Origin of the sequence: Pseudomonas sp. 2(2015), assembly GCF_000955865.1 — a bacterium.
GTDB lineage: Bacteria > Pseudomonadota > Gammaproteobacteria > Pseudomonadales > Pseudomonadaceae > Aquipseudomonas.
In genome coordinates this window covers 24,381-36,461 of sequence record NZ_JYOF01000004.1, presented here as the reverse complement: position 1 = coordinate 36,461, position 12,081 = coordinate 24,381, and the positions used below count along the sequence as shown (strand labels likewise).

Here is a 12,081-nt window from a genome sequence, read left to right as displayed (position 1 = left end):
GGCGACCGTTCAAAAGGAATTGAACCGTGAACAACCTGACCCTGCCCGATGGCGACGCAAAGCCAATCGATCAACTGTTTTCCTGTACCACTGCCCGCGTTGACTTGTGGCGTGAACTCAACGCCCTGTGTCGCCGCTGGCGCAACTGCAAAGATCAGCCCGCTAGCGCGAAGGTCCAGCAGCAATGCCTTGCCCAACTCGAGCAGCTTGCGCAATTGGAGGCTTACCAGGCCTACCCGGGCCCTCGCCTGCTGGCCCTGCTGGTCGAACGCGTAGCAGCGGGCAATGGCATCGGAGCCCTGCATCTGGCTCAGCGCATCAGCAGTTCGCTGCTCGACCGCAGTTACAAGCAAGACGCAAACGACTGGGAGGCCAGCGAGGACCTGCCCGACGCACCCGCGCCCCGTAGTTTCGCCGCTGCGTCCGCACATCGTCCGTATTTCGAAACACTGATTGTCAGCCCCGCGCCAATCTCGACATGGCCGCAGCACCGTCAGGCCATTCGCCAGTTGCGCCGCCACCAGGACCCCTTCATCTACGAGCCCGTCATGACCGGCTCCTTTGAGGATGCGTTGCTCGCGGTGATACTCAACGTCAACCTGCAAGCGGTGGTGATCTACGAAGGTTTCGCTTTTACATCGAGCTGTCGCGCCGCCTGGGTGCGTGAGCTGCTGGCGCCACACCTGGGCAGCAGCCCGGGCGGCGAAGACTCCACGAACCTGGCCTTGCCACTGGCCCGAGCGATCAAGTCCATCAGGCCAGAGCTCGATATCCTGCTGCTCAGCGATCGTCAGGTTGAGCGAATTGCCGGTGATGAAGACTACGCGTTCATCAGCCGGGTGTTCTACGAAGTCGAGGAGCCGCTGGAGATCCACCTGAGCCTGCTGCAAGGCGTTGCAAAGCGCTATGAAACGCCGTTTTTCAACAACCTGAAACACTATGCTCAACGTCCTATCGGCACCTTCCATGCGCTGCCCATTGCCCGCGGAAAATCGATATTCAAGTCGAACTGGATCCGCGACATGGGCGAATTCTATGGCATCAACCTGTTTCTGGCCGAAAGCTCCGCCACCACGGGCGGGCTCGACAGCCTGCTAGAGCCCACCGGCAACATCAAAAAGGCCCAGGACCGGGCAGCCCATGCGTTCGGCGCACAGCAGGCGTTTTTCGTCACCAATGGCACCTCGACCTCGAACAAGATCGTTGAACAAGCCCTGCTTGCGCCCGGTGACATTGTCATTGTCGATCGTAACTGCCACAAGTCACACCACTACGCCATGGTGCTGACCGGCGCCTATCCGCTGTATGTCGAAGCCTACCCGCTGCCCCGATACTCGATGTACGGCGCAGTGCCACTGAGCGCTATCAAGCAAGCGCTACTCGACCTGAAAAAAGAAGGAAAACTGCATCGGGTCAAACTGCTGGTGTTGACCAACTGCACCTTCGATGGGCACGTCTACAAAACCTTCCGGGTCATGGAAGAATGCCTGGCAATCAAACCGGACCTGGCCTTTCTCTGGGATGAAGCCTGGTTCGGTTTTGCACGCTTTTCACCCCTGCTGCGTCGTCGAACCGGCATGGGCGCCGCCGCACAACTCAAGCAGGCGCTCAGTTGTCCGCAGTACCGGCACGCCTTCGAATGCCAGCGCGAACGACTGCAAGCGCTTGCTGGCGATGACCCTGCGCTGCTGCAGGAGCACCTGCTGATGGACCCGGACACCACCCGCGTGCGCGTCTACCAGACCAACTCCACCCATAAGTCTATGTCGGCGCTGCGCCAGGGCTCGATGATCCTGGTCGACGATCAGGACTTCCACCACGTCGAAGCATCGTTCCGCGAGGCGGTATTTACCCACACGTCCACCTCCCCCAATCAGCAAATCATTGCGTCCCTGGATGTTGCCCGCCGGCAAATGGAGCTGGAAGGCTATGAACTGGTGATGTCGGCAACCCAGTTGGCCTTCGACATCCGTCGGGAGGTCGGCCGCCACCCGCTGATATCCAAGTATTTCAAGATACTCACGATCGAGGACCTGGTGCCAACGGCCTATCGGGCTTCAGGGCTGCAGGATTACCTGGCCAAGGGCACTGCGTGGTCCACCGTCGTCGATGCCCTGAACACCGATGAAGTCGCCCTGGATCCTACCCGCCTGACGCTGGTTTGTGGCCATGCAGGCTTTGACGGCACCACGTTCAAGAATTTGCTGACCAACCGCTACGATGTCCAGTTGAACAAAACCTCTCGCAACAGCGTGCTGCTGCAAACCAACATCAACAACACTCGCAGTGACGTGGCACACCTGATCCGGGTGCTGGTACGTATCAGCCGCGAACTGGAGGACCGCCTGGGCACCAGTGACGACAACCTGCGTGAAGCCTTTAATGCACGCGTCACGTCACTTATGGAGGATGTGCCGGACCTGCCCGACTTCAGCCATTTCTACCCCGCTTTTCGTGAGTCGGCGAACAGCAGTACGGCAGAAGGAGACATTCGCAGTGCTTACTACAAAGCCTATGACAGTGCAGCGTGCGAGCATCTTCGCCTGTTCGACAAAACCATCGACGAACGACTGGAAAACGGCCCGCCGTTGATTTCAGCAAACTTCGTGATCCCTTATCCGCCGGGGTTTCCGATCCTGGTACCAGGCCAGGTAATCACTGCTGAAACGCTCTCGTTCATGCGCAAGCTCGACGTGAAAGAGATTCATGGCTACAACGCCGATGAAGGCTTGAAACTGCTGAAGTCCGAATCCATTGGCGTTACGACACCACGCTGATCCGAACAAAAAGCCCGCCAATGGCGGGCTTTGCTCATGCCACTCGCTTCGACATTCAAAAATCGAAGAACACCGTCTCGCCTTCACCCTGAATGCGGATATCAAAGCGATACGCCAGCTTGCCGTCCACTTCACAGCGGGTCGCCACCAAGGTCTCGCGGCGCTGCGGCTGCTCGATCAGGTTGAGCACCGGGCACTGGGCATTGGCCTGGGCTTCGTCATCGAAGTACAGGCGCGTCTGCAGGTGGATATTGATACCCCGGGCAAACAGGCTGACGTTGATGTGCGGCGCCATCGGCACGCCGGCGGCGTTCTTGGCCACGCCCGGCTTGATGGTGTGCAGGGTCCACTCACCGGCATCGAAGGTGGTGGCGGTACGGCCAAAGCTGTTGAAGGGTTTTTCCAGGTTGAAATCGCCCTGGTAATTGCCGTTGTGGTCGGCCTGCCAGAACTCCAGGAACGAGTCGCGCACCAGATGGCCGTTGCCGTCATAGACGTTGCCGAACACCAGGATGTGTTCGCCCGGCGCGTCGGCTTGCGCCATGCAGTTCCAGATTTCCTGGTCGCGGGTCGGGTTGCCAGCGGCCTCCAGGGCCAGGCCGATATGCACGTAGGGGCCGGCGGTCTGCGAAGGGGTTTCCGGCAGCAGTTCGATAGGCATGGGGCGCCTCCTCAGCAGTTTTCGAAGTGGGTCTTGCGCTGTCCGCGCAACACGATGTCAAAGCGATAGGCCAGGCAATCCATGGGGTTGGCATTGCTCATGTCCAGCCGGGCGATCAGGCTCTGCACCGCGTCAGGGTTGGCAATCGACTTGACGATCGGGCACATCGGGATCAACGGATCGCCTTCGAAATACAGCTGGGTGATCAGCCGCGTGGCAATCGACGGGCCGCTGATCGACACATGGATATGCGCCGGGCGCCAGTCGTTGGGGCCATTGCGCCATGGGTACGGGCCCGGCTTGATGGTGCGGAAGCTGTAATAACCTTCACTGTCGGTCAGCGCACGGCCGACACCGCCGAAGTTGGGGTCCAGCGGCGCCAGGTAGCGGTCGTTCTTGTGCCGGTAGCGGCCACCGGCGTTGGCCTGCCAGATCTCTACCAGGGTGTGCGGGATTGGTTTGCCGTGCTGGTCGCAGACGCGCCCGGCAAGGACGATGCGCTCACCGATCGGCAGGCCGCCGTTATTGAAGTTGAGCAGCAGGTCATGATCGTTAGGGCCGAATTTCAGGTGGGAGAAATCCGGACCGGTGCTTTCGCTGATCGACTGCGGGATGCTCACCAGGGCCTGGCGCGGCGAGCGCGCGACGGAGGTCTTGTAATCTGGGGTCAAGGCTTTCGGGTGCCAGTTGCGATCACGGATAGCGAAGCGACTGTTGTCTTGTGCAGACATGCCGTTCTCCTGTCTTGGAATTATTGGAGGGCCTGGGCGTGGCAGGCGAGCTTGCAGTTTCCGGTATGCAGGGTCCGGCGAATACTGAAAAGAACAGCGCCATTCATAACCAAATGGTTATGTATAAATCAGGAATCTGACAGAGCCCCGCGCCGTGAACTAATCTTTGTCCTCATGTTTCCAAGCTCCGGAGAGCACTCATGCAATGGCGAAAAGGCAGGCGTAGCGACAATGTGGTCGATGCCCGTGGCGAGGGCGGTGGCGGCATGCGCTTCGGCGGTGGCAAGGGCCTGAGCATCGGCGCGATCCTGTTGATTGTCGGGATTGGCTGGATCACCGGCCAGGACCCGCTGCAGATCCTCGGCCAGCTGGCCGGGCAGATGGGCCAGCAACAGACCGCGCCAGTGACCACCGGCACCGGCAAGGCACCACCGGCCAATGACGAGCAGGCGGAATTCGTAAGGTCGGTGCTGGGCGACACCGAAGACACCTGGAAGGCCATCTTTGCCCAGGCCGGCCGCCAGTATAAAGACCCCAACCTGATCCTCTTCAGCGGCCAGATCAACTCAGCCTGCGGCTTTGCCTCTTCGGCAGTCGGGCCGTTCTATTGCCCGGCCGACCAGAAGGTCTACCTGGACATGAGCTTTTTCCGTGAAATGGAACAGCGCTTCTCGGCCGCCGGCGATTTTGCCCAGGCTTACGTGATCGCCCACGAAGTCGGCCACCATGTGCAAACCCTGCTGGGCGTTTCGGCCAAGATCCAGGCCGCACGCCAGCGCGGTGAGCGCATGGAAGGCGACAACGGTTTGCTGGTACGCCAGGAACTGCAGGCCGACTGCCTGGCCGGGGTCTGGGCCTACCAGGCGCAAAAACGCCTGAACTGGCTGGAACCGGGCGATATCGAAGAAGCCCTGAACGCCGCCAACGCCATCGGTGACGACCGCCTGCAGCAGCAGGGCCAGGGCCGCGTAGTACCGGACTCGTTCACCCACGGCACCTCGCAACAGCGCCAGCGCTGGTTCAAGACCGGCTTCGCCAAGGGCGATATCAACCAGTGCGACACCTTCGGCGCACGCTCGCTCTGAGCCATTTTGCGGCCGCCTGAAGCCTCGGGCTGGCCGCAGAAATCCCCTGTTACCTACCGCTGATCATTTTTGCTGAAAAAGCGTTTCAGCTCCGGCGCAAGCCGCCGATAAACCCTGCTCAGAACATCGGCTGGCCATCAATAACAACAACCTTCCACCGATTCGGATCAAGAAGCACAACGTTCCTGGAGGGATTGCATGAATAGCTGGTTTGCCAACATCAGCGTCAACCTGAAACTCGGCCTGGGCTTTGGCCTGGTGCTGTTGCTGACCGGCCTGCTGGCCCTGACCGGCTGGAATAGCCTGGGCAGCCTGATCGATCGCAGCAACTGGATGAGCGACATTACCCAGCTCAACAGTGACCTGACCAACCTGCGCATCACCCGCCTGCAGTACATGCTGACCAATGGCGACGACGCCGCGGCCGGCAACGTCCAGGTCAAGCTCAATGCCTTCAGCGAGCAGCAGCAAAAACTGCTCAAGAGCTTCAAGAGCCCGGAGAACATCAAGCTGCTCCAGGAGCTGGGCCAGACCATCAGCGAATACCAGGTGTCGATCAACAAGATGCGCGCCGGTTACAAGACCAGCCTGGCCGCACGCGACTCGATGAACCAGGCCGCAGCCCGCGCTATCGAACTGATCGAAGCGATCAACCGCGACGTGCTGGCCCTGCCCGAGGGTGACGCCAGCCGCCTGGAGCAGTTCCGCACCATCACCCAGGCCAAGGAGCAACTGCTGCTGGTTCGCCTGGCCGTGCGCAGCTACATCGCCGACATCAGCAGCGAGACCGAGCAACTGGCCCTGCGTCAGCTCGATACCGCCCTGGCCGAAATCGCCGGCCTGAACCGCCAGATGCCAGGCGAAGCGACGCGCATCAAGCAGTTTGAATCCGCAGTGATGGCCTACCGTGACGCTGTACGCCAGTTCCGCGACGCCACTGCCGATATCGCCGTAGCGCGTCAGGAAATGACCGTTCAAGGCGCCGATATCGTCAAGACCAGCGACGCCCTGTACCAGATCCAGCTGGACCGCCGCGACAGCGAGAGCACCCAGGCCCGCTCCCTGCAGCTGACGGCCACCTTGCTGGCACTGCTGGTCGGCGTCCTGGCTGCGGTAATCATCACCCGTCAGATCACTCGCCCGTTGCGTGAAACCCTGGCCGTGGTCGAGAAGATCGCCGCCGGCGACCTGACCCATAACATGCGCGTCACCCGCCGTGACGAACTGGGCGTGTTGCAGCAAGGCATCCAGCGCATGGGCTCGACCCTGCGTGACCTGATCACCGGCATCCGCGACGGCGTCACGCAGATCGCCAGCGCTGCCGAAGAACTCTCGGCTGTTACCGAAGAGACCAGCGCCGGGGTCAACAGCCAGAAAGTTGAAACCGACCAGGTCGCCACCGCCATGCACGAAATGGCCGCCACCGTGCAGGAAGTTGCGCGCAATGCCGAGCATGCTTCCGAGGCTGCCACCGAAGCCGATGGTCAGGCCCGTGCCGGTGACCAGGTTGTCGCCGAAGCGATCAGCCAGATCGAACGCCTGGCCGAAGAGGTGCACCGCTCCACCGAGGCCATGGGCCTGCTGCAACAGGAAAGCCAGAAGATCGGCAGCGTCATGGACGTGATCAAGTCGGTGGCCGAGCAAACCAACCTGCTGGCCCTCAACGCGGCCATCGAAGCGGCCCGCGCCGGTGAAGCAGGGCGTGGTTTTGCCGTGGTCGCCGACGAAGTTCGCGGCCTGGCCCAGCGTACGCAGAAGTCCACCGAAGAGATCGAAGAGCTGGTCGCCGGCCTGCAGAGCGGTACCCAGCAGGTGGCCAATGTCATGCTTGGCAGCCGCAACCTGACCGACAGCAGCGTCGAGCTGACCCGCAAGGCCGGTGCTTCGCTGGAAAGCATCACGCGTACGGTGTCGAACATTCAGTCGATGAACCAGCAGATTGCGGCGGCGGCGGAGCAACAGAGCGCAGTGGCCGAACAGATCAGCCGCAGCATTCTCAATGTTCGCGATGTGTCCGAGCAGACCGCCGCGGCCAGTGACGAGACCGCGGCGTCGAGTGTTGAACTGGCGCGGCTGGGCAACCAGTTGCAGACCATGGTCAGCCACTTCCGCGTTTAAAAGCATCGCGGGTCAAGCCCGCTCCTACAGGTTTGTAGGAGCGGGCTTGACCCGCGATCAACTCAACACCTATTTAACGATCTGCCCCACACCCCGCCCACGCGGATCGGAAGCGGTTTCCAGCGCCGTGCCGTTAACCCGGATAGCCTGGATGTCGCCCATCTCCCAACCCTGATCTTCCAGGGTGTAGCCCATCGTCTTCAGCTCTTCAGCAACCTTGCCGTTAAGCGGTGCAAAAGCATCGAAATAAATCGTGTCCTTGGGCAGCAACTGGTGATGCACGCGCTGCGCAGCCACGGCTTTTTCCAGCGGCAGGTTGTAGTCATAGAGGTTGTTCAACACCTGGAAGATCGAGGTAAAAATCCGCGAACCACCGGGGGTACCCAGTACCAGGGTGACATTGCCATCGCGGGTCACCAGGCTCGGGCTCATCGACGACAGCATGCGCTTGCCCGGCTCGATCGCGTTGGCGTCGCCACCGACCACCCCAAAGGCGTTGGCCACGCCCGGCTTGGAGCTGAAGTCGTCCATTTCGTCGTTGAGCAAAAAGCCTGCGCCCTTGACCACCACACCGCTGCCGTAGTCCCAGTTCAGGGTGTAGGTGTTGCTGACCGCATTACCGTCCTTGTCGACGATGGAGAAGTGCGTGGTCTGGTGTGGTTCAAGGCCAGGGCGGACTTTCTCGGTGTCCGAGATGGCCGTCGGGTTGACCTCCTGGGCGCGCTTGGCGATGTAGTCCTTGGCGATCAGTTGCTCGACCGGCACCTTGGAGAACGCCGGGTCGCCAAGATAGTCGGCGCGGTCGGCGAACACGCGTTTTTCGATCTCGGCCAGCAGGTGGATGTAGCGCGCCGAGTTCAGCTCGACGCCCTTGAAGTCGGCGGCGCGCGCTTCCTTGATGCCCAGCAGCTGGGCCAGGGCGATGCCGCCCGAACTTGGCAGCGGCGCGGTATAGACCGTGTTGCCGCGCCAGTCGATCTTCATCGGCTCGCGCCAGACGGCTTTGTAGTCCTTGAGGTCGTCCTTGCTGATCAGGCCCTTGTCGGCCTGCATCTGCGCCACCAGCAGGTCGGCGGTCTTGCCCTGGTAGAACTCGCTGACACCCTTGTCGGCAATGCGCTCCAGGGTTTGCGCCAGCTCCGGCTGCTTGAAAGTCTCGCCGACTTTCATGCTGCCGAAATAGTCGTTGAAGTTGGTGCTGTCCTTGAACAGGCCCAGGGCGTCTTCGCGGTACTGGTACTGTTTGGAGGCGACCTTGAAGCCGTTCTTGGCATAACCGACCGCCGGGGTCAGCAGTTCGGCCCACGGCAGCTTGCCGAATTTCTGATGCGCCTCCCACAGCCCCATCACCGTACCGGGCACGCCGGCAGCGCGGGAACCGACCAGGCTGAGGTTCTCGATGATCTCGCCCTTGTCGTCCAGGTACATGTTGCGGCTGGCGGCCTTCGGCGCGGTTTCGCGGTAGTCGAGGAAGTAGGCCTTGCCGTCGACATACAGGGTCATGAAACCACCACCACCGATGTTGCCCGCCTCGGGGTAGGTGACCGCCAGGGTGAAGGCGGTGGCCACGGCCGCATCCACCGCGTTGCCGCCTTTTTTCAGGATATCGGCGGCGACCTGTGCACCATATTGATCGGGTGCCGCAACTGCACCGCCCTCCAGGGTAACCGCGTAAGCCGCATTACTGGCGAGGATCGCGGCGCCGAGGGCCAGGGATCGGAACATCACAACGCGCATGAGAGCTTCCTTAGTGTTGTTTTCGTTGAACAGCCATTAAGGCTGATGTCAGACGAGTTATCAAACACCGTAGGAGTTTTCGCCGCGCATAGGCAGAAGCTGTCGCAGATGGACGCTTCAGCAGGCGTAGATCGCCAGCTTGTTCTGAATGAAATCGAGAAAGCACTGGATGCGTAGCGCCAGCTGGGTGTTGCGGTAGTACACCGCATTGATCGGCTGGCGATAGCCGCTGTTGTGCTCGGCCAGGAGCACCTGCAGGCGCCCGCTGCGGATGTCTTCATGGGTCATGAAGTGCGACAGGCAGACGATGCCCTCACCGGCCAAGGCCAGTTCGCGCAGGGTTTCACCGCTGGAGGCCGACAGCGCCGGGCGGATCAGCAGGCGGTCGCCTTCGGCATGGCGCAGCGGCCAGTGGTTGAGGGTTTCGGTCTGGGTAAAGCCAAGCAGCGCGTGGCCTTGCAGGTCTTCAACCCGCTCGGGCGTGCCATGCCGGGCCAGGTACTCGGGGCTGGCCAGCAGGTTCAACGGGCTGCAACCGAGGGCGCGGGCATGCAGGCTGGAGTCGGCCAGCTCGCCGATGCGAATGGCGACGTCGGTGCTCTGCTCGATCAGGTCGATGATCAGGTCGCTGGTGTTGAGCTCCAGTTGGATCTGCGGGTACAGCGCGCGAAACTCACCAACCCAGGGCACGATGGCGTGGAGCATGAACGGCAGCGCGGCGTTGATGCGCAAGCGCCCGGACGGCGTCTGGTGGTGCACCGACAGGTGCTCTTCGAGCTCGTCCATCTGCTGCAGGATCGACTTGGCCCGCTCGAAGAAAAACCGCCCTTCTTCGGTCAGGTCCATGCGCCGGGTGGTGCGGTTGATCAGGGTGGTGCCGAGCTTGGTTTCCAGGCGCGACAGGGTGCGGCTGATCGCCGACGGCGTCTGCCCGCCCTGCTCGGCGGCCGCGGAAATCGAGCCGCACTCGATCACCGAGACGAACACCTGCAATTCATCGGACCTGGCTTTCACGGCTGTACCCCGGGGTTGGCAACAGCCGTGATAGATAGCCGCTTGGCGCGGCTTGCGCAAGGCTTCATCAGGCCTGGGTCTGGAAAACCTCGGCCAGGTGCTGCTCGTAGGCGGCCACAGCGGCCTCGACGTTGGGGCGCTTCATCACATCCACCGCAAGGTAAGTCGGCAGGCCGCTCATGCCGAGGAATTGGTTGGCCTTGTGGAACGGGAAGTACACCGCGTCCACGCCCTTGCCTTCGAAGAAGTCGGCCGGGTCGTCAAACGCCTGCTGCGGTGCGTTCCAGGTCAGCGACAGCATGTACTGCTTGCCCTGGATCAGGCCACCGCTGCCGTACTTTTGCGACGCATCGGAACGGGTGCGGCCGTCGTTGGCGTAGAGGCTGCCATGGCCAGCAGTGAAGACTTCGTCCAGGTACTGCTTGACGGTCCAGGGGGCGCCCATCCACCAGCCGGGCATCTGATAGATGATGACGTCGGCCCAGAGAAATTTCTGCACTTCTTCGGCGTTGTCGTAGCCACCATCGATGTAGGTGGTTTTCACATCGAACCCTGCGCGGTCCAGGAAGGCCAGCGCGGCTTCGTGCAGGGTTTCGTTCAGGCGGCCATCGGAGTGGGCGAACTTCTTGCCACCGTTGAGCAACAGGACTTTTTTCATGGGGTGCCTCATCTATGTTCGATCAGGGGCAAAGAAGCCTGTGACCGAGTGAATTTGATGGCGGCAGATTAGAGGCAGGCCTCGCGGGGAAACAGCCGTGCCGGGGCAAAATACATTTGCCTAAAAAGCACGAATCAAACGCTTATTGTTGCCATAGAATCGTTTCACTTCTTCCATTCAGAGGCATCTCCATGAGCGAGCAGTACGGTTTCATCCTCAAAGCCAAGACCCGACCGCAAATGTCCGAAGCCTTCGAAACGCTGTTTCGCGCCTACGTCGAGCCCAGCCGCCAGGAACCGGGCTGCATCGAATACCACATGCTGCGCGACCAGCAGGACCCAAGCCTGTTTGTGTTCTACGAGATCTGGGCCAGCAAGGCCGCACTGGATGTGCACTCGGCCCTGCCGCACATGGCGGCGTTCTTCGAAAAACGCATGGACTACCTGGAGCGCGACTTCGATATCCAGCTGATCAAAATGCTCAGCCCCTCCTCGGCTAGCCGTTGAGCAACAGGTGCGTGCCGAGCAGCGCCAGGCCGATAAAGAAGCAGCGCTTGAACAGCACCGCACTAATGCGCTGACGCAGCCACTGGCCGCCAAGCATGCCCAGCAGCGCCGGCGCCAGCACCAGCATTGACGCGCCCAGGGCCTGGGCGCCGAGCGCATCCTGGCCGGCCAGGCCGATTGCCAGGGCCAGGGTCGAGACGCTGAATGACAGGCCCAGGGCCTGGACCATTTCCTCGCGACTCAGGCCCAGGCTTTGCAGATAAGGCACTGCGGGAATCACAAAGACTCCGGTGGCCGCCGTGATCACCCCGGTGATCAGCCCGCAAAACGGTCCGATCCAGGACTCATGCGCAGGCGCAAGCCTCATCCCGCGGCCGCACAGGCCGTACAACGCATACACCAGCAACGCCCCTCCCAAGGCATGTGCCGCCCAGGCGCCACTGTTGATGCCCAGCCAGGCGCTACCGAGCAAGGTGCCGATAAAGATCAGCGCCAGCATCGGCCACAGCCGTTTCAGCAAGGCGCGCAGGTGCCCGCCAAAGGCCAGTTGCCAGAGGTTGGTCAGGGTCGAAGGCACAATCAGCAAGGCCGCTGCCTGCGCCGGAGACATAGCCATGCCGAGCAGGCCCATGGCGATGGTCGGCAGGCCAAGGCCGATCACACCCTTGACCGCACCGGCCAGCACGAAGGTGACAATGACCAGCAGCGACAGCGCTGGACCGATATCCTGATAGAAGCTAAAGAAGGTAGTCATGGCACTATCCTGCACCCTGCCACCCAGGCTGAAAATCTGC

At 61.4% G+C, this 12,081-nt stretch carries 10 protein-coding genes; 4 read left to right on the top strand and 6 right to left on the bottom strand.

What is annotated here, in order from left to right:
• The first annotated feature begins 26 nt into the window (after positions 1-26).
• The gene (locus UB48_RS08305) at positions 27-2,777 is read left to right on the top strand and encodes a beta-eliminating lyase-related protein (protein WP_275559295.1); all 2,751 of its coding nucleotides are present in this window, start codon (positions 27-29) and stop codon (positions 2,775-2,777) included.
• Positions 2,778-2,832: 55 nt separating this feature from the next.
• Here the strand turns inward: UB48_RS08305 and pcaG are convergent, their stop codons facing one another.
• Together pcaG and pcaH are read right to left on the bottom strand one after the other, a co-directional pair.
• A complete protein-coding gene (pcaG, locus tag UB48_RS08300) occupies positions 2,833-3,438 on the bottom strand; it encodes a protocatechuate 3,4-dioxygenase subunit alpha (RefSeq protein WP_045195858.1) in 606 nt (201 codons plus the stop codon).
• Between the two features lie 11 nt (positions 3,439-3,449).
• Positions 3,450-4,169 carry a protocatechuate 3,4-dioxygenase subunit beta gene (pcaH, locus tag UB48_RS08295; RefSeq protein WP_045195856.1) on the bottom strand — a complete coding sequence of 240 codons (720 nt, stop codon included), beginning with the start codon at positions 4,167-4,169 and terminating at the stop codon, positions 3,450-3,452.
• Between the two features lie 200 nt (positions 4,170-4,369).
• Between pcaH and UB48_RS08290 the strand changes: the two genes are divergently transcribed.
• Together UB48_RS08290 and UB48_RS08285 are read left to right on the top strand one after the other, a co-directional pair.
• A complete protein-coding gene (locus UB48_RS08290) occupies positions 4,370-5,254 on the top strand; it encodes a neutral zinc metallopeptidase (protein WP_045195853.1) in 885 nt (294 codons plus the stop codon).
• A 198-nt stretch (positions 5,255-5,452) separates the two neighbouring features.
• Positions 5,453-7,372 carry a methyl-accepting chemotaxis protein gene (locus UB48_RS08285; protein WP_045195851.1) on the top strand — a complete coding sequence of 640 codons (1,920 nt, stop codon included), beginning with the start codon at positions 5,453-5,455 and terminating at the stop codon, positions 7,370-7,372.
• A gap of 69 nt (positions 7,373-7,441) precedes the next feature.
• Here the strand turns inward: UB48_RS08285 and ggt are convergent, their stop codons facing one another.
• From ggt to UB48_RS08270, 3 genes are all read right to left on the bottom strand, one after another.
• Positions 7,442-9,109, bottom strand: coding sequence for a gamma-glutamyltransferase (gene ggt, locus UB48_RS08280; protein ID WP_045195849.1), 1,668 nt, complete (start codon positions 9,107-9,109; stop codon positions 7,442-7,444).
• Between the two features lie 117 nt (positions 9,110-9,226).
• Positions 9,227-10,123, bottom strand: coding sequence for a LysR family transcriptional regulator (locus UB48_RS08275; RefSeq protein WP_045195847.1), 897 nt, complete (start codon positions 10,121-10,123; stop codon positions 9,227-9,229).
• Positions 10,124-10,190: 67 nt separating this feature from the next.
• On the bottom strand, positions 10,191-10,781 hold the full coding sequence (locus tag UB48_RS08270) for an NAD(P)H-dependent oxidoreductase (RefSeq protein WP_045195845.1): 591 nt from the start codon (positions 10,779-10,781) through the stop codon (positions 10,191-10,193).
• 191 nt (positions 10,782-10,972) lie between these two features.
• On the opposite strand from UB48_RS08270, the gene UB48_RS08265 reads away from it, so the two are divergent.
• Positions 10,973-11,287, top strand: a complete 315-nt coding sequence (locus tag UB48_RS08265; protein WP_045195843.1) for a putative quinol monooxygenase — start codon at positions 10,973-10,975, stop codon at positions 11,285-11,287.
• Here UB48_RS08265 and UB48_RS08260 read toward each other — a convergent pair.
• Positions 11,277-12,041, bottom strand: a complete 765-nt coding sequence (locus tag UB48_RS08260; protein ID WP_045195841.1) for a sulfite exporter TauE/SafE family protein — start codon at positions 12,039-12,041, stop codon at positions 11,277-11,279. The genes UB48_RS08265 and UB48_RS08260 overlap by 11 nt on opposite strands.
• Between the last annotated feature and the right edge of the window lie 40 nt (positions 12,042-12,081).